The sequence below is a fragment of the Pseudomonas sp. P7759 genome, assembly GCF_013386445.1.
GTDB lineage: Bacteria > Pseudomonadota > Gammaproteobacteria > Pseudomonadales > Pseudomonadaceae > Aquipseudomonas > Aquipseudomonas azotoformans_A.
This window is the reverse complement of record NZ_JACART010000008.1, coordinates 81,549-99,519: the sequence shown is the minus strand read 5'-3', so window position 1 is coordinate 99,519 and position 17,971 is coordinate 81,549. Positions and strand designations below refer to the sequence as shown.

General features: G+C 61.3%; 20 protein-coding genes and 1 pseudogene. 9 read left to right on the top strand and 12 right to left on the bottom strand.

What is annotated here, in order from left to right:
* Nucleotide 1: 1 nt before the first annotated feature.
* On the bottom strand, nt 2-1,498 hold the full coding sequence (locus HX823_RS11300) for a YifB family Mg chelatase-like AAA ATPase (protein WP_177074897.1): 1,497 nt from the start codon (nt 1,496-1,498) through the stop codon (nt 2-4).
* Nucleotides 1,499-1,614: 116 nt separating this feature from the next.
* Entirely contained in the window at nt 1,615-1,875 is a 261-nt protein-coding gene (locus tag HX823_RS11295) for an accessory factor UbiK family protein (protein ID WP_038843546.1), read from the bottom strand.
* Nucleotides 1,876-2,297: 422 nt separating this feature from the next.
* On the opposite strand from HX823_RS11295, the gene glnK reads away from it, so the two are divergent.
* The 4 genes and pseudogenes from glnK to sutA all read left to right on the top strand — a co-directional run bounded on the left by glnK (nt 2,298) and on the right by sutA (nt 4,723).
* The gene (gene glnK, locus HX823_RS11290) at nt 2,298-2,636 is read left to right on the top strand and encodes a P-II family nitrogen regulator (RefSeq protein ID WP_002555808.1); all 339 of its coding nucleotides are present in this window, start codon (nt 2,298-2,300) and stop codon (nt 2,634-2,636) included.
* Between the two features lie 34 nt (nt 2,637-2,670).
* Entirely contained in the window at nt 2,671-4,008 is a 1,338-nt protein-coding gene (locus HX823_RS11285; RefSeq protein WP_016975881.1) for an ammonium transporter, read from the top strand.
* Between the two features lie 211 nt (nt 4,009-4,219).
* Nucleotides 4,220-4,294, top strand: a pseudogene (locus HX823_RS11280) (YjbQ family protein); the annotation flags it as partial.
* Nucleotides 4,295-4,396: 102 nt separating this feature from the next.
* Nucleotides 4,397-4,723 (top strand): transcriptional regulator SutA, encoded by a 327-nt coding sequence (gene sutA, locus HX823_RS11275; protein WP_016975879.1) that lies wholly within the window; start codon nt 4,397-4,399, stop codon nt 4,721-4,723.
* Between the two features lie 57 nt (nt 4,724-4,780).
* Here sutA and HX823_RS11270 read toward each other — a convergent pair whose 3' ends face one another.
* The 6 genes from HX823_RS11270 to HX823_RS11245 are packed head-to-tail and all read right to left on the bottom strand — an operon-like array spanning nt 4,781 to nt 9,366.
* Nucleotides 4,781-5,476: an HAD family hydrolase gene (locus tag HX823_RS11270; protein ID WP_038843548.1), complete on the bottom strand. Its 696-nt coding sequence runs from the start codon at nt 5,474-5,476 to the stop codon at nt 4,781-4,783.
* Nucleotides 5,473-6,372, bottom strand: coding sequence for a tyrosine recombinase XerC (gene xerC / locus HX823_RS11265; protein WP_038843549.1), 900 nt, complete (start codon nt 6,370-6,372; stop codon nt 5,473-5,475). The genes HX823_RS11270 and xerC overlap by 4 nt, the downstream gene beginning before the upstream one ends.
* A 2-nt stretch (nt 6,373-6,374) precedes the next feature.
* Nucleotides 6,375-7,091, bottom strand: a complete 717-nt coding sequence (locus HX823_RS11260; RefSeq protein WP_033897498.1) for a DUF484 family protein — start codon at nt 7,089-7,091, stop codon at nt 6,375-6,377.
* A gap of 13 nt (nt 7,092-7,104) precedes the next feature.
* Nucleotides 7,105-7,935 carry a diaminopimelate epimerase gene (gene dapF / locus HX823_RS11255; RefSeq protein ID WP_177074896.1) on the bottom strand — a complete coding sequence of 277 codons (831 nt, stop codon included), beginning with the start codon at nt 7,933-7,935 and terminating at the stop codon, nt 7,105-7,107.
* A 3-nt stretch (nt 7,936-7,938) separates the two neighbouring features.
* Nucleotides 7,939-9,186: a diaminopimelate decarboxylase gene (gene lysA / locus HX823_RS11250; protein ID WP_033897500.1), complete on the bottom strand. Its 1,248-nt coding sequence runs from the start codon at nt 9,184-9,186 to the stop codon at nt 7,939-7,941.
* Between the two features lie 9 nt (nt 9,187-9,195).
* The gene (locus tag HX823_RS11245) at nt 9,196-9,366 is read right to left on the bottom strand and encodes a lipoprotein (protein WP_010207449.1); all 171 of its coding nucleotides are present in this window, start codon (nt 9,364-9,366) and stop codon (nt 9,196-9,198) included.
* A gap of 238 nt (nt 9,367-9,604) precedes the next feature.
* Between HX823_RS11245 and cyaY the strand changes: the two genes are divergently transcribed.
* The 3 genes from cyaY (at nt 9,605) to rnk (ending at nt 10,703) form a co-directional block, all read left to right on the top strand.
* Nucleotides 9,605-9,937, top strand: a complete 333-nt coding sequence (gene cyaY / locus HX823_RS11240; RefSeq protein WP_033897501.1) for an iron donor protein CyaY — start codon at nt 9,605-9,607, stop codon at nt 9,935-9,937.
* 2 nt (nt 9,938-9,939) lie between these two features.
* Entirely contained in the window at nt 9,940-10,158 is a 219-nt protein-coding gene (locus HX823_RS11235; RefSeq protein ID WP_016975872.1) for a DUF1289 domain-containing protein, read from the top strand.
* A 131-nt stretch (nt 10,159-10,289) separates the two neighbouring features.
* On the top strand, nt 10,290-10,703 hold the full coding sequence (rnk, locus tag HX823_RS11230; protein ID WP_033897502.1) for a nucleoside diphosphate kinase regulator: 414 nt from the start codon (nt 10,290-10,292) through the stop codon (nt 10,701-10,703).
* Here the strand turns inward: rnk and HX823_RS11225 are convergent.
* The 3 genes from HX823_RS11225 to HX823_RS11215 form a co-directional block, all read right to left on the bottom strand.
* Entirely contained in the window at nt 10,700-13,540 is a 2,841-nt protein-coding gene (locus HX823_RS11225) for a class I adenylate cyclase (RefSeq protein WP_177074895.1), read from the bottom strand. The genes rnk and HX823_RS11225 overlap by 4 nt on opposite strands.
* 168 nt (nt 13,541-13,708) lie before the next feature.
* The gene (locus HX823_RS11220) at nt 13,709-13,963 is read right to left on the bottom strand and encodes a TIGR02647 family protein (protein WP_010207442.1); all 255 of its coding nucleotides are present in this window, start codon (nt 13,961-13,963) and stop codon (nt 13,709-13,711) included.
* A 96-nt stretch (nt 13,964-14,059) separates the two neighbouring features.
* Nucleotides 14,060-14,344 (bottom strand): hypothetical protein, encoded by a 285-nt coding sequence (locus HX823_RS11215; RefSeq protein ID WP_010207441.1) that lies wholly within the window; start codon nt 14,342-14,344, stop codon nt 14,060-14,062.
* Nucleotides 14,345-14,470: 126 nt separating this feature from the next.
* Here HX823_RS11215 and HX823_RS11210 point away from each other — a divergent pair, with 126 nt between their 5' ends.
* Nucleotides 14,471-15,130 (top strand): glutathione S-transferase family protein, encoded by a 660-nt coding sequence (locus HX823_RS11210; RefSeq protein ID WP_038843555.1) that lies wholly within the window; start codon nt 14,471-14,473, stop codon nt 15,128-15,130.
* Nucleotides 15,131-15,273: 143 nt separating this feature from the next.
* Here HX823_RS11210 and argH read toward each other — a convergent pair whose 3' ends face one another.
* Nucleotides 15,274-16,668, bottom strand: a complete 1,395-nt coding sequence (gene argH, locus HX823_RS11205) for an argininosuccinate lyase (RefSeq protein ID WP_177074894.1) — start codon at nt 16,666-16,668, stop codon at nt 15,274-15,276.
* A gap of 505 nt (nt 16,669-17,173) precedes the next feature.
* Here argH and HX823_RS11200 point away from each other — a divergent pair.
* Nucleotides 17,174-17,920 (top strand): LytTR family DNA-binding domain-containing protein, encoded by a 747-nt coding sequence (locus HX823_RS11200; protein ID WP_177074893.1) that lies wholly within the window; start codon nt 17,174-17,176, stop codon nt 17,918-17,920.
* The last annotated feature ends 51 nt before the right edge of the window (nt 17,921-17,971 follow it).

The following is a 17,971-nucleotide window of genomic DNA, read 5'->3' as shown; positions in this document are numbered from 1 at the left end:
CTCAGGTGATGGAGGCCGGGCGATATTGCAGGGCCTCCTTCAGATGCTCACGGGTGATGTCAGGCACCTGCTCCAGGTCCGCCAAGGTGCGCGCTACCTTGAGCAGGCGATGGGCGGCGCGCAGGGACAGGGTCAGTCGCTCGCAGGCGGTTTCCAGCCAGCCCTCATCGACCTTCGCCAGCTTGCAGTGCTTGCGCAGCCCAGGCAGGTCCAGGAAGGCATTCGCACAACCCTGACGCCGTAACTGGCGCTCGCGGGCCTCGGCAACCTCAGCCGAGGCCGTCGCTGTGTTATCGCCGACCTGTTGGGTTGGGTTCAGCGCCGTGGTTTCCCGCGCGACCGTCAGGTGCAGGTCGATCCGGTCCATCAAGGGTCCGGAGAGTTTGTTGCGATAGCGCTGGATCTGCTCCGGTGTACAGCGACAGCGCCCGCTGGGTTCGCCCAAATAACCACACGGGCAGGGGTTCATGGCGGCCACCAGTTGAAAGCGGGCCGGGAAACTCACCCGGTCACGGGCGCGGGAAATCACGATATGTCCTGACTCCAGTGGTTCGCGCAGCACCTCCAGTACCTTGCGGTCGAACTCCGGCAATTCATCCAGGAACAATACTCCGTGATGGGCGAGGGTGATTTCGCCGGGCTGTGGTTTCGAGCCGCCGCCCACCAACGCAGGACCTGATGCCGAATGATGCGGCTGGCGAAACGGTCGGTGCGGCCAATGGCTCAGTGGCGCCAGGCTGACCACCGACTGAATCGCCGCCACTTCCAGTGCTTCCTGCTCACTCAACGGTGGCAACAACCCCGGCAGGCGGCTGGCGAGCAATGTCTTGCCGGTGCCGGGCGGGCCGCTGAACAGCAGGTTATGCGCCCCCGCCGCCGCGATCAGCAATGCGCGCTTGGCGGCGAGCTGGCCCTGTACTTCGCTCAAATCCGGATAAGGCTTGTTCAGGTACAGCAAACCGTCTGACTTGTAAGGCTCGATTGGCTGATGCCCGTTCAGGTGCGCCACCACCTGGAGCAGATGGTCCACGGCGATCACTTTCAACCCCGACGCCAGGCAGGCTTCCTCGGCATTCGCCCGCGGCACTATCACGGTGCGTCCGGCCTTGCGCGCCGCCAAGGCCGCCGGCAACACACCCTTCACTGCCCGTACTTCACCGGACAGTGCCAATTCTCCCAGGCATTCCACGTCGTCGAGCATCAACGCCGGCACCTGCACGCTGGCCGCCAGGATTCCCAGGGCTATCGCCAGGTCAAAACGCCCGCCGTCCTTGGGCAGGTCGGCGGGCGCGAGGTTCAGGGTGATACGGCGGGCAGGGTATTGCAGGGCGGAATTGAGGATGGCGCTGCGCACCCGGTCCTTGCTTTCCTTGACCGCCGTTTCCGGCAAACCCACCAGCGTCAGGGACGGCAGACCATTGGCCATATGCACTTCGACGGTGACGGCAGGGGCTTCAACGCCAATTTGGGCGCGGCTGTGGACGATGGCGAGGGACATGCTCGTTCCTTGAAAAGAGGGCCGCTTCCTGCGGTTTTTTCAAGGGTAGACGAGGGGTGACGCTATCGAAGGTGGGAGGTTTTACAGAACGTATCCAGCTCCCACATTGACCGCGTTTATTCAGCAGGCGGCGTGAGCTTGGCTTCCAGTTCGGCGACTTTCGCTTCCAGGCTCTCAAGCCGCGCACGCGTGCGGGCCAATACGACCATCTGGCTATCAAACTCTTCACGGCTCACCAGGTCGAGCTTGCTGAAACCGCTTTGCAGCAATGCCTTGAATTGGCTTTCGATTTCATTGCGGGGCAATGGGGTATCGCCGCTGAACAGGCGAGAGGCGTGGCCGCTCAGGGCGTCGAGGAGGTCTTTGGGCGCGAGCATGGGAAATATTCCGGAAAACTGTTGGCCGGCAGTGTATCACGCAGCGTCTATAGTCTTTTTCACGGAGGCAAGCGCACGCTTTTCGCGCAGAGGGTCGGGCGGCGACGCACTGTTTTTGTGCGCATTGCCGTCATCAAAAAGCCCCGTAGGTGGGCGTAAGTGGGCAAAGGACTGATTTCAGTGATTTTTACGGAGCTGGCAAGGTTTCTGCTTAGACGATCATGACCCATGCACTGATGCAGTCGCTGTGACGAATGCAGTGCGCCGACGGATCAGGGGTACAGGTTTCGTCACCAGTGGTTCGCTGGCGTCGCAAAGGCAAATGCCGAGGCGACGACGCGTTACAAAGCCAGGCACTGCGCTTAGACTTGAGACGGGTTTGTTTTCCTGGGGCAAGTCCACCAATTCGGGAGAGAGTTTTCATGAAGCTAGTCACTGCCATCATCAAGCCGTTCAAGTTGGACGATGTACGCGAGTCGTTGTCCGAGATCGGCGTGCAGGGCATTACCGTTACTGAGGTCAAAGGCTTCGGTAGGCAGAAGGGTCACACCGAGCTGTATCGTGGCGCGGAATACGTGGTCGATTTCCTGCCGAAGGTGAAGATTGATGTCGCCATTGACGACAAGGATCTTGACCGGGTTATCGAGGCGATAACCAAGGCCGCCAACACCGGCAAGATCGGTGACGGCAAGATCTTCGTGGTCAATCTGGAACAGGCTATTCGCATCCGTACCGGCGAAACCGATACCGACGCAATCTAAGCCGCCAAACCCCAACGCCCCAGGAGAAAACAATATGACTCTGCGTAAATTCGCAGGGCTCGGAGCCCTGTTGTCCATCGTAATGCCAAGCCTGGCCATGGCGGCAGACGAAGTGGCTGCTCCAGTCCTCAATTCCGGCGACACCGCCTGGATGCTGACCGCCACCGCTTTGGTGCTGTTCATGACCATCCCTGGTCTGGCGCTGTTCTACGGCGGCATGGTCCGCTCCAAGAATATTCTGTCGGTGATGATGCAGTGCTTCGCGATCACCGGCCTGATCAGCATCCTCTGGGTCGTCTACGGCTACAGCATCGCGTTCGATACCACCGGTATGGAACAGGGTGTGGTCAACTTCAATTCCTTCTTCGGCGGCATGGGCAAGGCGTTCCTGGCGGGCGTGACCCCGGCCAGCATCACCGGCCCGGCGGCGCTGTTCCCGGAAGCCGTGTTCATCACCTTCCAGATGACGTTCGCCATCATCACCCCGGCGCTGATCGTCGGTGCCTTCGCTGAGCGTATGAAGTTCTCCGCGATGCTGATCTTCATGGCGATCTGGTTCACCCTGGTCTACGCGCCGATCGCGCACATGGTCTGGAGCGGCAACGGTGGCCTGATGTGGGACTGGGGCGTGCTGGACTTCGCCGGCGGCACCGTGGTGCACATCAACGCCGGTGTGGCTGGCCTGGTGGCGTGCATCGTGCTCGGCAAGCGTAAAGGCTTCCCGACTACCCCGATGGCCCCGCACAACCTGGGTTACACCCTGATCGGCGCGGCGATGCTGTGGATCGGTTGGTTCGGCTTCAACGCCGGCTCCGCTGCTGCGGCCAACGGCACCGCCGGTATGGCGATGCTGGTTACACAGATCGCTACCGCTGCGGCGGCGCTGGGCTGGATGTTCGCCGAGTGGATCACCCACGGTAAGCCAAGCGCACTGGGCATTGCCTCCGGCGTGGTCGCCGGCCTGGTTGCAATCACCCCAGCCGCAGGCACCGTGGGCCCGATGGGCGCCCTGGTGATCGGCCTGGTTGCCGGTGTGATCTGCTTCTTCTGCGCCACCAGCCTAAAACGCAAACTGGGCTACGACGACTCCCTGGACGCCTTCGGCGTGCACGGTATCGGCGGTATCGTCGGTGCGATCCTCACCGGTGTGTTCGCAGCCCCTGCCTTGGGCGGCTTCGGCACAGTGACTGACATCGCTGCGCAAGTCTGGATCCAGTGCAAAGGCGTTGGCTTCACGGTGATCTACACCGCGATCGTGACCTACATCATCCTCAAGGTGCTGGATATGGTCATGGGCCTGCGGGTGACCGAAGAGGAAGAGGCCGTCGGCCTCGACCTGGCGCAACACAACGAACGCGGCTACAACTTGTAAATACGCGAAAAAAAGATGCCCGGCTTGCCGGGCATTTTTTTGCCTGGTGTTTGTCAGTCATACCAATGTGTAGCGGTTTTTACGCCGTGTTTGTGATGGGATGCACACGGCACTTTTCAGCGTGCGAATGTCTTACAGGCATGTAGGCGTATTCGACACTTTGTTTTTTCCCAGAGCGCGCTAGAATGCGCGCCGATGGGCGCAAAACTGTATTTATCTGGGCGAGCACCGTGATCATGGCGGTGCTCGTAAAGTCCTCGCCACCTTGTACGGTGATGGGGCATAAGCCACTGGTTATCCGGTGGATGTTGATTTTTCCTCGGCAGCCTCGACAGAGGATGAAGCTGGGCTATAACTAATCTGCTTTTCGCAAGTCATGAGGTAGAACATGAGCGACGATGATCTGGAAAACGACGAACTCGAAGTAGGTGACGAAGACGACACCGAAGAAGGTCTTGAAGCGGCGGCGGAAGACGTTGCTGACGACGACGGTGGTGATGATGCGCCTGCCCCGGCTGCCAAAGGCAAAGCCAAGGCTGCTGTGTCGGTAGATGAGTTGCCGAGCGTTGAAGCCAAGAATAAAGAGCGCGATGCCCTGGCCCGTGCGATGGAAGAGTTCCTCGCTAAAGGCGGCAAAGTGCAGGAAGTCGAGGCCAACGTGGTGGCAGATCCACCGAAGAAGCCGGATAACAAGTACGGCAGCCGACCTATCTGAGGTCAGCACCCGCTTGTAAGAAAAAGCCCGCCGTCGCTGCGGGCTTTTTCATGGGTGTTATTTCCAGCCAGCCAGCAAGGGCGCTAATTCGGCCAGGCTGCGAATCTCCGCATCCGGGCGCTTGTCGGCTTCCCACACCTTACCCGTCGGGTTGAACCACACCGCCCGAAGCCCCGCCTGCTGTGCTCCGGCAATGTCATCCCCCGGATGATCGCCAATATGCACCGCCGCACTGGCGTCCACGCCACCGCGTTGCAACGCTTCTTGAAACAATCGCGCATCCGGTTTGGCGATGCCGATGTCTTCAGCGCGCAAGGCAAAGTGGAAGTAGTCCGCCAGGCCCACGCGTTGCACGTCGGCGTTACCGTTGGTAATCACGCCCAGCAGGAAGTGCTGGCGCAACGCCCGGAGCATGGGCTCCGCTTCAGGGAAGGGCGTGAGTTGGTGCCGCGCGTGAATGAACGCTTCGAAGCACACATCCGCCATTTCCGTAGCCTCGGGCTGTGGATAACCGGCCTCTTCAAACGCATGCATCAACACCCGGTGGCGCAAAATGCTGATCCGATGTTTCAGCTCCGGATGGCGCTCCAGCACCAGCTGGCGAAGATTGGCGAAGTGCTCCAGCGGCAAGTCGCCGACTTTGGCGGCGTTAAGTGCCAGCCATTCGCGCATCGACGCTTCGGCGCTGATGATGACGGGTACGTTGTCCCAGAGTGTGTCGTCCAGGTCGAAGGTGATCAGCTTGATACTCATGAGTCGCCGCCCTTGATGCGTTTGGCCCGTGGATGGGCGCTGTCGTACACCGTTGCCAGGTGTTGGAAATCCAGATGGGTGTAGATCTGCGTGGTCTTGATGTCGGAGTGGCCGAGCAGCTCTTGAACCGCGCGCAGGTCCTGGGACGATTCCAGCAGGTGGCTGGCAAAAGAGTGTCGCAGCATGTGTGGGTGCAGGTTCTGCCCCAGCTCGCGCTCGCCGGCGGCCTTGACCCGCACTTGAATCGCCCGTGGCCCCAGGCGCCGGCCTTGTTGGCTGACAAACACTGCGTCGTCCGCCGGGTTGGTCAAAAGGCGCAGCGGCAGCCACAACAGCAGGGCTTCCCGGGCTTTGCGGCCCACTGGCAACACGCGGGTCTTACTGCCTTTGCCGAGCACTTGCACCAGGCCGTCCGCCAGGTCCAACTGGTCGAGGTTCAAGCCAGTCAGCTCCGACAGGCGCAGGCCTGATGAATAGAACAGCTCAAGAATGGCCTGGTCGCGATGGGCCAGGAAGTCATCCTCGACGGCGCCATCCAGCAATTGCAACGCGCGGTCGGTGTCCAGGGTCTTGGGCAGGCGCCGTTCGCCTTTGGGCGGCGACAGGCCATTGGCCGGGTCGTGATCGCACAGGCCTTCGCGGTTCAAATAGTGATAGAGCCCGCGCACCGCCGAGAGCAGGCGCGACAGGCTGCGTGAGGATTGGCCCGCCTGGTGCAGGCGCGCGATCAGGCTGCGCAGGCTCTGGATATCCAGGGCCTTCCAGTTGCTGATCTGTTGTTTCTCGCAGTAGGCCAGGACCTTGTTCAGGTCCCGCCGGTAGGCTTCCAGGGTATGGGGCGACACCTGGCGCTCGTTGCGCAGGTGAGCGCAGTAAGCGTCCAGTTGCCGTTCCATGGCTAGCGCACCGCGCGCAGGGCGGTGGTGAAGCGCGGCAGGACGCGGCCCAGGACTTCGGCGATGTAGGTCAGGAACAAGGTGCCCACTGAACTCTTGTAGTGCTGGGGATCGCGGCTGGCGATGGCCAGCACACCGTGCAGGCCTTGATGGCTGAGCGCGACCACTGCCGTGGAGCCGATCTGCTTGCGCTGTTCGGCACCAAACAGGAAGTCCAGCTCATGCTCGCGCAAGGTGCCGCTGATGGTCTTGCCTTCGGACAACAGGCCGCCGATGGCTGTGTGTGCGTCGCTGCCGCTGACCCAACGACCCACCGGCATCGGGTTGTCGCTGAACAGGATCAGGCTCACGAACGGCACCTGGAAGTCCTGGCGCAGGCTGTCTTCCACGGCAATCACCGTTTCTTCCAGGCTGGTGGCGTCCATCAGGGTCAGGATCAGGCGACGGGTCTTCTCGAACAGGCGGTCGTTGTCGCGGGCGACGTCCATCAGGTGCGAGAGCTTGTGGCGCATCTCGATATTGCGCTCGCGCAGGATCTTCATCTGCCGCTCCACCAGCGACACGGTATCGCCGCGCTGGTGGGGGATGCGCAGGGCCGGCAGCAGTTCTTCGTGCTCGACGAAGAAATCCGGATTAGCCTCAAGGTACGCCGCGACGGCAGCGGCCTCCAGACTTTCGCTCGGGGATGCTTGTGCGGGTACTTGAGGCTTATCGGTCATTGGATTGGCTCACTCATAGACGGACCTGTCCTTCGTATACGCGCGAGGCCGGCCCGGTCATCATCACCGGGTGGCCAGGGCCTGCCCACTCGATGGACAAGCGTCCGCCGGGCAGGTCGATCAGCAGCGGCGAATCCATCCACCCCTGGCTGATCGCGGCCACGGCAGCGGCGCAAGCACCGGTGCCGCAGGCCTGGGTTTCGCCGGCACCGCGTTCCCAGACGCGCAATTGCGCACGGGTACGGTCGATCACCTGCAGGAAGCCCACGTTGACCCGTGCCGGAAAGCGCGGGTGGTGTTCGATCTTCGGCCCCAGTTCATGCACGGGTGCGTTGTTGATGTCGTTGACCCGCAGCACGGCGTGGGGGTTGCCCATGGACACTGCAGCGATGTCGACGGTCTTGCCGTCAACGTCCAGCGCATAGCTGACGGCCTGCTCGGTGGCCTGGAACGGAATATCCGCCGGCACCAGGTGTGGCGCGCCCATGTTGACGCTGATCTGGCCGTCACTGCGGATATCCAGCTCGATCACGCCGCTCTTGGTCTCGACGCGGATCTGGCGCTTGGCGGTCAGGCGCTTGTCCAGCACAAAGCGGGCGAAGCAGCGTGCACCGTTGCCGCACTGTTCCACTTCGGAACCGTCGGAGTTGAAGATCCGGTAACGGAAATCCACCTCCGGGTTGCTGGGCGCCTCGACGATCAGCAACTGGTCGAAACCAATGCCGGTGTGACGGTCGCCCCACTGTTTGGCGTGCTTGGGCAGGATATGCGCGTGCTGGCTGACCAGGTCGAGGACCATGAAATCATTGCCCAGCCCGTGCATCTTGGTAAAACGCAGCAGCATGGCTTACTCCGGCAGCAGGCTTTCGCCAGCATACAACTCGGCTACCGTCTCGCGGCGACGCACTTCAAACGCTTGATCACCGTCCACCAGCACCTCGGCGGTACGGCCGCGGGTGTTGTAGTTGGAACTCATGACAAACCCGTAGGCACCGGCCGAATGCACGGCCAGCAGATCGCCTTCTTCCAGGGCCAGCTGACGATCCTTGGCCAGGAAGTCGCCGGTCTCGCAGATTGGGCCGACGATGTCGTAGGCGCGCGCTTCGCTGTCGCGAGGCGTCACGGCGGTGACATTCATCCAGGCCTGGTACAGCGCCGGGCGGATCAGGTCGTTCATCGCTGCATCGACGATGGCGAAATCCTTGTGCTCGGTGTGCTTGAGGTACTCGACCTGGGTCAGCAGCACGCCGGCGTTGGCGACGATGTAGCGGCCCGGCTCGAACATCAGCGTCAGGTCACGGCCTTCGATGCGCTCGCGCACCGCCTGGATATAGTCGGCAATCAGCGGCGGCTCTTCATCGCGATAACGCACGCCCACGCCACCACCGAGGTCGATGTGGTGCAGGTAGATGCCGCATTCACCCAGACGGTCGATCAACGCCAGCAGGCGGTCGAGCGCATCCAGGAACGGCGGCAGCGTGGTCAGTTGCGAGCCGATATGGCAGTCGACACCCAGCACTTCCAGGTTCGGCAGTTGCGCGGCGCGGATGTACACGTCCTCGGCGTCGGCAATGGCGATGCCGAACTTGTTCTCTTTGAGACCGGTGGAAATGTACGGGTGGGTGCCGGCATCGACGTCCGGGTTGACGCGCAGGGAGATCGGCGCGCGAACGCCCATCTCGGCGGCCACGACCTGCAGGCGCTCCAGCTCGTCGGTGGATTCGATGTTGAAGCAATGCACGCCAACTTCCAGGGCGCGACGCATGTCTTCGCGGGTCTTGCCGACGCCTGAGAACACGATCTTGTCAGCCTTGCCGCCAGCGGCCAGTACACGTTCCAGCTCGCCACGCGACACGATGTCGAAACCAGCGCCGAGACGGGCCAGGACATTCAGTACGCCGAGGTTGGAGTTGGCCTTGACCGCGTAGCACACCAGGTGCGGCACGCCATCGAGGGCGTCGGTGAACGAGCGGTACTGGGCTTCGATATGCGCACGGGAATACACATAGGTCGGGGTGCCAAAGCGCTGGGCAATCGCGGACAACGCCACGCCTTCCGCGAACAGCTCGCCGTCCCGGTAGTTAAAAGCGTCCATGGGATTCCCTTATTCGTAGGTGTCGTGCTTATGCGCTTTGGAAGGCTTTTGCGACGATTGCGCCTGTTCATTCGGGTCTTTGCTGTCATCGGGCAGGTACAGCGGGCCTTTTTGACCACAGGCACTAACGAGGCAAGCGACCGCGACGAGCGCAGCAAGGGAAGAGATCAGGCGCTTCATGGCGAAATCCTTGAATATGCATTAATTGCGCCCGAGTATACCGACCACCCGCCAGCTTGCCTATGCGCTGGAATACCCGTCCGGCGGGGGTTTGCCGACACAGCCGAGAAGCGGACTACGCTGCTTGAGGATTTTTCACACCGTCAATCGTGTTGAAATCGGTATCCTTTGCAATCGGCGAGGCTCGCCCGTATCGTGCGGCGCTTGAGCAAAACCAGACACTTTTGAGGTTGCCACAATGAGTTTGACCGAAGCCCGTTTTCACGACCTGGTGGATTCGACCCAGCAGGCGCTGGAAGATATTTTCGACGACAGCGGCCTGGACGTGGACCTGGAAAACTCGGCCGGCGTGCTGACCGTCAAGTTCGACAGTGGCCAACAACTGATCTTCAGCCGCCAGGAGCCGCTGCGTCAGCTGTGGCTGGCGGCGCGCTCCGGTGGTGTGCACTTCGACTACGACGAAGAAAGCGGCAAATGGCAGTGCGACAAGAGTGAAGAACTGCTGAGTGAAATGCTTGCGCGCCTGGTCAGTGAATACACTGGCGCCGACCTGGATTTCGACGAGATCTGATGGTGACCCAGCCTGCACCTGTCCGCCCGCCGAAGCCGCTGTTCAGTAATGTCAGCCCGGCGGTGCCGTCACCTTGTATCAGTTTGTGTCGCCTGGACGAGCAAAAAGTCTGCCTCGGCTGCTTTCGCCACGTGGAAGATATCCGTGAATGGCGCTCTGCCGACGATGCGCGGCGCCGCGTGATCTGCGCCGAGGCCGAGCAGCGCAGGGCGCGCGCCTGAGGTCGTCTTGTTTATTTGTGACGCTGTGGTAGTGTCCGGATACGCCTCAACTCATCGAGGCCCGTGAGAACCCCGCCTTTTCCTGGCGGGGTTTTGCTTTTTTGTGCAGAAAAAAGGAGTCTGCCTGAATCATGACCACCGCACCGTCCATCATCCTCACCCGTCTTGACGTGCAGCGTCTGGAGCAACTGATCGACCGCCTGGGCGACGAATCTCCCGGCGTCGAAGCGTTGCAAGCCGAACTCGACCGCGCCGAAGACGTGGTTGGCCACGATGAAGTGCCTGCGGGTGTCGTGACCATGAACTCCAGCGTGCATTGCCGTGAGCAAAGCAGTGGCAAGGACTACCACCTGACGCTGGTCTACCCGAAAGACGCCAATGCGGACGAAGGCAAGATCTCGATCCTGGCGCCCGTGGGCAGCGCCTTGCTCGGTTTGCAGGTTGGCCAGCACATCGATTGGCCCGCACCGGGCGGCAAGACCCTCAAGCTGGAGTTGCTCAGTGTTGAAGGCCAGCCTAAAGACGGCGGCGCCTTCCCCCTTTAAATTTCGCTCAATGCCATATTGAGCGACAGCTCCAGCTCGGCCTTGTAACGCAGGTACAGGTTGCTCGGGCTTTGCACATCGCCGAGCAGGCCGGACAAGTCCAGATCGGTGATGTAGCAGCGGTAACGCTCGGTCTCCTGGCGTTGCCCGACGATTTCCTGGGCGACCACTGCAAACAGTTGGTCGCCGAACTCCAGTTCGGAAAACTCCCGCTGATTGCAGTACAAGGTAATGCCCACCTGGCCCGGTGCGGCCTTGCCGATAATCGCCTGCACGTCGTAAAACGGTTTGTTCGCCGGGTTCAGCGGTGCGGGTCGAGGTTCGATGCCGCGCGCGCGACCGCTGCCTGACGGCAATAGCTGGTAATACAGGACCTGCACCGCGCCCAGCGGTTCTTGCGGGTCCAGCGGCGACAGCGCGTCCCGGCGATAAATGATCGACTGCAAGAAACGCTGCAACGGCGCCAACAGACTCTGTTCATCGTGAAACGGCAGGCGCTGCTGCCAGAGCGCGTTGAATTCATCCAGCACATACAACTCGGCGAAGCCTTCGTTGACCCGGTAGAACACCTGCACGCAATCGGCCATGCCCATCGGCAGCAGCAACGCCAGGTCGTGGTCTTCCAGGGCCATGGCGTCCAGGTGCAACGGGCTGTAGCTGGCCAATTCTTCGCTGAGATAGGCGATCAGCGCCTCTTGGGTCGGCAGGGATACGTGGTTGGCCTGGCCCGGCATCAACTCCATGACGTGATAGTGCTGCTGCACCTGGAGCAAATAGCGGTGATTGCCCTGGCCGAGCAGCAGGTTCTGCGCGGTGTCGAAGATTTCTTCCACGCGCTGGGCAATGAATTGCGCACGGTTGTGACAGAAACAGCGCACCCGCAGGCGTGGCAGGTGGTCCGACGGCAACTGGTTGAGGTAATCGCGCAGGCAGTCGAGCAGCGCGTGGGGGCCGTCGTAGCGGCTGACCATCACCTCGTTCCAGCTATTGAGCGTGACCTGGTCCAGGGTCAGCACCAGGTTGTCGCGTACACCGGCGTAACTCAGGGAGTCGGTGCGCTCGGTGGTCATCAGGATATTCAGGTCGCGGTGATGCTTGAGCGGGTCGACGCCAACGTTGATCAGCAGCAACACTTCCTCCGGCACGGCCGAGCGCAGCAGGCGCTCTTCATCCACGCTGGCCAGGGGCAGGGCGATGGTTTGTTGCAGGCTGCCCAGCAAGTTGAACAGCTCGAATTCGGTCATGTCGCTGGTGCCGGGATGCAGCGCCAGGCGCGTGCTGCTGTCGATCACGCCGTTGCGATGGCACCAGGTCAGCATCTCCAGCAAGTCGCGGCTGCGTTTGATCGGCGCGAAGTGTTCCCATTCCAGCGCTGTAAGGTTGCCGTTGTACAGGCCCCAGTGGTGCTGGCCCGGCTCCTTGCGATTGGGCGATTGCACCAGGGTCAGGGTGTCTTCGGCCAGGTCCGGGGCGATGCCAGGGTTGATGAACTCGACTTTGCCGGCTTTGCGTTCAAAGGCGGCGTACAGGCGCCGGCCCAGCACATTGAGGTCGCGTTTGTTGATCAGGCTGACGGTCTGTTCGGTGCGGGCGAATTGGGTCAGGAAGCGGTAACTGTAGTTGAGCTCGCTCACCAAGGCCCGGCGCTCGGAAGCGACCTGGCGCACTTTCCATTGGCTACGGCTGTCGAGCAATGCCAATTGGCGCTGGTCCCAGCCCCATTCATGGGCCAGGCGCTCCAGCAGTAGGCGCTGCCAGCTGGTGGTACGCTGGCCGGCGCTGAGCTTGCGGTTGACCTTCAGGTACAGCGCGCGCCGTACCAGTTCCAGGCGCTCGGGCTCGTTGCGGGCCTTGAGGTATTCCTCGATGCGGCGGTACACCACGATGTACGGGTCCAGCTCATCCAGATCCATCTGGTTGGCGAACACCGCGCGCTTGAAGCGCAGGCTCAAGCAATGCACGTTCGGGTGTTCGCTGGCGTAGACCTCGGTCAGCAGCAGCTTGAGCACGGATTTGTAGGGCGACTCGATGCCCTTGAACAGTTGCCACAGCCCGGCGCCAATGAATTCGCCGGGGGGAATGCGCGCCAGGTGGCCCAGGTCGAGGGTTTCGTCGGCGCGGATAAACCGCTTGGAAATCAGTGTATGGGTGAACTCGGCATAACGGGTTTCTTCATACACCGGCACCAGCCACCAGATCGGCGTGCGCCCGGCCAGCCAGATGGCGGTGCGGTAGAACTCATCCAGCAACAGGTAATGCTGGGTGGTGCCGCAGTCATCGGAGCTCAGTTGCGTATCGCGCTCTCCGAGCACAAAGCGTGTCGGCTCGATCAGAAAGAAGTGCGCCTCGGCGCCCATGGTCAGAGCCCAGGCTTCCAGCAACTGGCACTTTTTGCGCAGCTCGGCCAGCTCGGTCTCACTCAGGTCTGGGGCGTGACACACCCACACATCCATATCGCTCTGGTCGGCCTGGGCCAGGGTGCCCAGGCTGCCCATCAGGAACAGCCCGTGAATCGGTCGCGGCGGGTTGCCGTGGCGCGCTTTGTAGGAGAACGAGCGCGTCAGGCGTTGGGCTTCGGTGAGGGCTTGGGCGTCCGGTTCGTAATTCGACAGGCCTGCTGGCGTACTGCCCGACACATAGCCCGGCAGCAATGGATGGTTGACGTGAAAAAACAGCGGCAACAGGTTCAGCACACTTTGCTGGCGCGGCGTCAGTCCCTCGATGGCCCGGGCCATGCGGCCTTCATTGAGGGCCATGAACCGCGCGCGCAACTGGGCCAGCACCTTGCGGTCGATGCCTTCGTCCAGGTCGGGGCGGATTTCATGGGTGCGGGTCATGTCGAACTCGGTGGCTCGCAGGGCCCGACGTGGGCGGCCGTGTAGGAGTTTACAGCCAGTAGCGTAGGAGGTTTAGAGGGAAATGGTTTTTGACGTCAGAATTTTTGCACTTGAACAGCAATGCCCTCGGAGTCCGCGAAGGGCGGACTCCATGGGCGGTATCCGGTATCAGGCGGCTTCTTTGGTCGTGGCAGTGGTCAAGATAGTCAGCAGGGTCTGGGCCTGCTCTGCGGCGTCCCGGCCAAGGCTGGTCAGGTAGCCCCCGTCCGGCTGGTCGATAAGCCCTTTCGCGTGGAGGCGTTTGGCGGCGGCGATGGCAGTAGGCGCGGCGGTCTGGTGGACTTTCAGACCTTCTTTGGTGCTGTCCAAGGGGAAGAGTACAAGGATTTCCAGTTCGGCAACCAACTCAGGGGTATACGACATAAGGACTCCAGACTTTCTAAGAATTTATTAGAGGCTAGCAGGCCATAAGGTGAACGCACTTTGCCGAACTGTCCAGTGTGTTGCCGCGTGTTGGATTTATTGCTTTTCGGGCGGCAATTCCGGCAGGGCGCGCAGTGCAGTTTCATACCATTCGGTATTGAAGGCGCGGTCCTCTTCCAGCAGCGCGTCGATCTCGACTGCGAGCACGTGGGCCATCAGTTGCAGGATCTCTTCACGCTCGTAGCCGACCAGGGTCAGCTTGTTGAACGTGGCCTTGGCGGCCGGTGGGTTTTCGCTCTCGATCTGGTTCTCGATCGCTTCGATCAGGGTGGTTTCGGCGAATTCTTCTTCGTCGTTGTCGATATCGGTCGGCTCGCTCATGGCAGGCTCCTCAAGGAAAGGGCGCCAGTCTACCCCCATTCAGGCAGGTGATGCTGCTGGTCAGGGCGGGCGTCGGGATCTATAACAGTTGCAGCCAACCCCATTCCCGGCCTGGAGGCACCTGCAATGCTCAAGCTCTACGGATTTTCGGTCAGCAACTACTACAACATGGTCAAGCTGGCGCTGCTGGAGAAAGGGCTGCCTTTCGAAGAGGTGCCTTTTTACGCGGGCCAAACCCCGGAGGCCCTGGCGGTGAGCCCGCGAGGCAAGGTGCCGGTGCTGGGCGTGAAACAGGGTTTCATCAACGAAACCAGCGTGATCCTTGAATACATCGAACACACCCAGGAAGGGCCCGCGCTGCTTCCGGCCGAGCCTTTCCAGCGTGCGCAGGTGCTGGCGCTGTGCCGGGAAATCGAGCTGTACATCGAGTTGCCTGCCCGCGCGTGTTTTGCCGAGGCGTTTTTTGGCATGCCGGTGCCGGAGGCGATCAAGGAGAAGTCCAAGGCCGAATTGTTGTTGGGTTTTGGTTCATTGGGCAGGCACGGCAAGTTTGCGCCTTATGTCGCTGGGGAGAGCTTCACAATTGCCGATTTGTATTTCATGTACAGCGTGAACCTCGCCTGCGCGGTGGGCGAGAAGCTGTTTGGGCTGGATTGGCTGGCTGAGATGCCAAAGGCCAAGGCGTTGCTGGACAAGCTGCATGCCATGCCCAATGCCCAGAAGGTGGCAGCGGACAGGGAGGCGGCGATGCCAGCGTTTATGGCGATGATTGCAGCAAAAAAATAATCACGACGAGCGCAGCTCAAAATGTGGGAGCGGGCTTGCTCGCGAAAGCGGTGGATCAGTCAGTACATTAGGTGACTGACACTCCGCTTTCGCGAGCAAGCCCGCTCCCACAGGGTTGACCGCGTTGCAGCAGAAAACGCGGTCTAGCGGCTGGCGAGGAGGTCCTGGCCACGTACGACGGCGGCCTTCACCTGCGCCGGCGCAGTCCCGCCCACGTGGTTACGGGCATTCACCGAGCCTTCCAGGGTCAGCACGGCAAACACGTCCTGCTCGATCTGGTCGCTGAACTGACGCAGTTCTTCCAGGCTCATTTCCGCCAGGTCCTTGCCGGTGTCCACGCCGTACTTCACGGCATGGCCGACGATTTCGTGGCAGTCACGGAACGGCAGGCCACGGCGCACCAGGTAGTCCGCCAGATCAGTCGCGGTAGAGAACCCACGCAGCGCCGCTTCACGCATGATCGCGTGCTTGGGTTTGATCGCCGGGATCATGTCGGCAAACGCGCGCAAGGAGTCGCGCAGGGTGTCGGCGGCGTCGAACAACGGCTCTTTGTCTTCCTGGTTGTCCTTGTTGTAGGCCAGGGGTTGGCCTTTCATCAGGGTCAGCAGGCCCATCAAGGCGCCGAACACGCGGCCGCTCTTGCCGCGCACCAGTTCGGGCACGTCGGGGTTTTTCTTTTGCGGCATGATCGAGCTGCCGGTGCAGAAACGGTCCGGCAGGTCGATGAACTGGAATTGCGCGCTGGTCCACAGCACCAGCTCCTCGGAGAAGCGCGACAGGTGCATCATCGCGATGCTCGCGGCCGCGCAGAATTCGATGGCGAAATCACGGTCCGACACGCCATCCAGGGAGTTGCCGCCCACGGCGTCGAAGCCCAGCAATTGCGCGGTGTACTCGCGGTCGATCGGGTAGGTGGTGCCGGCCAGCGCTGCGCTGCCCAGAGGCATGCGGTTGGCGCGCTTGCGGCAGTCCACCAGGCGCTCGTAGTCGCGGCTGAGCATTTCGAACCAGGCCAGCAGGTGGTGGCCGAAGGTCACAGGCTGTGCGGTCTGCAGGTGAGTGAAGCCCGGCATGATGGTGTCCGACTCGCGTTCGGCTTGCTCAAGCAGGCCTTTTTGCAGGCGGGTGATCTCGGACAGGATCAGGTCGATTTCGTCACGCAGCCACAGGCGGATATCAGTGGCCACCTGGTCGTTACGGCTACGGCCGGTGTGCAGCTTCTTGCCGGTCACACCGATGCGGTCGGTGAGGCGGGCCTCGATGTTCATGTGCACGTCTTCCAGATCGACGCGCCAGTCGAACGTGCCGGCTTCGATCTCGCCACGGATGGTGGTCAGGCCGTCGATGATGCTGTCGCGCTCGGCGTCGGTCAGCACGCCGACCTTGGCCAGCATCGTCGCGTGGGCGATGGAGCCCATGATGTCGTGGCGGTACAGGCGCTGGTCGAAGGTGACGGAGGCGGTGAAGCGGGCGACGAAGGCGTCGACGGGTTCACTGAAGCGGCCGCCCCAGGACTGGTTGGTCTTGTCGGTGCTCATGGATTCGCTCGTGATCTGCTTAATAAAGAGGCATGGAAGTGTGCCGGCGATAATAACAGGGTTGCCCGTGGACGCGGTGCTGCGGGTCGTCGGCATTTTTATTTGTGCAAACGATGGCTAAGTGCCTTGCCGCCGGACGCGTCCAGGACGAGACTGGGTACAGGGGTTTATTGAAACGATATTTGACGATTGAGCAATGTCGTCTCAGTGAGCGTCTACAGTTGGACTGATAGTGTGTGAATGCACCAAAGTCGGGTGATGCGGTCAGAGCCCAGACTATCCATTTAAAAAGGGGGGTATTCGGATTGTGTATCAGCAAACCCTACGACGATGCCCGAAGGCAGCAGGTCTTGGGCGCTATAGAACAGGTCCGGGTAAATATGGGTGCCACTCTCAGGGCACTTTTTGCCGCTCGCGCTAGTCTTAGCGTGGATCGCTGTGACGCAAGTCACCGCACCTGTCTACGCTATCCTTGTGCGAGACTCACGCAGGAATCCAGCGCAATATGAATGTCCTGATCGTTGATGACGAACCCCAAGCCCGCGAGCGACTGAGCCGTTTGGTCAGTGATCTCGAGGGTTACGCAGTACTCGAACCGAGCGCCACCACGGGCGAAGAGGCCTTGACGCTGATCGACAGCCTCAAGCCGGATGTGGTGTTGCTCGATATCCGTATGCCAGGCCTCGATGGCCTGCAAGTTGCCGCCCGACTGAGCGAGCGAGAGTCGCCACCCGCCGTGGTGTTTTGCGCAACAGACGATGAGTTTTCCGCGCAGACGCTGGAAGCCAGCGGTGTCAGCTTCCTCACCAAGCCGGTGGCTGGCGAAGCATTGCTCAAGGCCCTGAAAAAGGCCGAGCGCCCAACCCGCGTCCAACTCGCCGCCCTGACTCAGCCAGCAGCCCAGAGTGGCAACGGGCCGCGCAGTCATATCAGCGCACGCACCCGCAAAGGTATCGAGCTGATCCCCTTGGGCGAGGTGGTCTATTTTATCGCTGATCACAAGTACGTGACCCTGCGCCACCAAGGCGGCGAGGTGCTGCTCGATGAGCCCCTCAAGGCGCTTGAGGATGAGTTCGGCGACCGCTTTGTGCGTATCCACCGCAATGCGCTGGTGGCCCGCGAGCGGATTGAACGCCTGCAACGCACACCCCTTGGGCACTTTCAGCTGTTTTTGAAAGGCCTTAATGGCGACGCGTTGATCGTCAGCCGACGGCATGTGGCCGGTGTGCGCAAGATGATGCAGCAGCTTTAGCCCGAGGGCTGTGGCGAGGCCTGCAATTCATATCCCGGTGCGACGCGGCCA

Coding starts and splice junctions, on each gene's coding strand:
- HX823_RS11285 (WP_016975881.1), top strand. CDS start 2,671: ATGACTCTGCGTAAATTCGCAGGGCTCGGAGCCCTGTTGTCCATCGTA.
- HX823_RS11245 (WP_010207449.1), bottom strand. CDS start 9,366: ATGAAGCGCCTGATCTCTTCCCTTGCTGCGCTCGTCGCGGTCGCTTGC.
- glnK (WP_002555808.1), top strand. CDS start 2,298: ATGAAGCTAGTCACTGCCATCATCAAGCCGTTCAAGTTGGACGATGTA.
- lysA (WP_033897500.1), bottom strand. CDS start 9,186: ATGGACGCTTTTAACTACCGGGACGGCGAGCTGTTCGCGGAAGGCGTG.
- xerC (WP_038843549.1), bottom strand. CDS start 6,372: ATGGAACGGCAACTGGACGCTTACTGCGCTCACCTGCGCAACGAGCGC.
- argH (WP_177074894.1), bottom strand. CDS start 16,668: ATGAGCACCGACAAGACCAACCAGTCCTGGGGCGGCCGCTTCAGTGAA.
- HX823_RS11220 (WP_010207442.1), bottom strand. CDS start 13,963: ATGTCGTATACCCCTGAGTTGGTTGCCGAACTGGAAATCCTTGTACTC.
- HX823_RS11300 (WP_177074897.1), bottom strand. CDS start 1,498: ATGTCCCTCGCCATCGTCCACAGCCGCGCCCAAATTGGCGTTGAAGCC.
- HX823_RS11215 (WP_010207441.1), bottom strand. CDS start 14,344: ATGAGCGAGCCGACCGATATCGACAACGACGAAGAAGAATTCGCCGAA.
- cyaY (WP_033897501.1), top strand. CDS start 9,605: ATGAGTTTGACCGAAGCCCGTTTTCACGACCTGGTGGATTCGACCCAG.
- HX823_RS11260 (WP_033897498.1), bottom strand. CDS start 7,091: ATGACCGATAAGCCTCAAGTACCCGCACAAGCATCCCCGAGCGAAAGT.
- dapF (WP_177074896.1), bottom strand. CDS start 7,935: ATGCTGCTGCGTTTTACCAAGATGCACGGGCTGGGCAATGATTTCATG.
- rnk (WP_033897502.1), top strand. CDS start 10,290: ATGACCACCGCACCGTCCATCATCCTCACCCGTCTTGACGTGCAGCGT.
- HX823_RS11295 (WP_038843546.1), bottom strand. CDS start 1,875: ATGCTCGCGCCCAAAGACCTCCTCGACGCCCTGAGCGGCCACGCCTCT.
- HX823_RS11225 (WP_177074895.1), bottom strand. CDS start 13,540: ATGACCCGCACCCATGAAATCCGCCCCGACCTGGACGAAGGCATCGAC.
- HX823_RS11270 (WP_038843548.1), bottom strand. CDS start 5,476: ATGAGTATCAAGCTGATCACCTTCGACCTGGACGACACACTCTGGGAC.
- HX823_RS11200 (WP_177074893.1), top strand. CDS start 17,174: ATGAATGTCCTGATCGTTGATGACGAACCCCAAGCCCGCGAGCGACTG.
- HX823_RS11210 (WP_038843555.1), top strand. CDS start 14,471: ATGCTCAAGCTCTACGGATTTTCGGTCAGCAACTACTACAACATGGTC.
- sutA (WP_016975879.1), top strand. CDS start 4,397: ATGAGCGACGATGATCTGGAAAACGACGAACTCGAAGTAGGTGACGAA.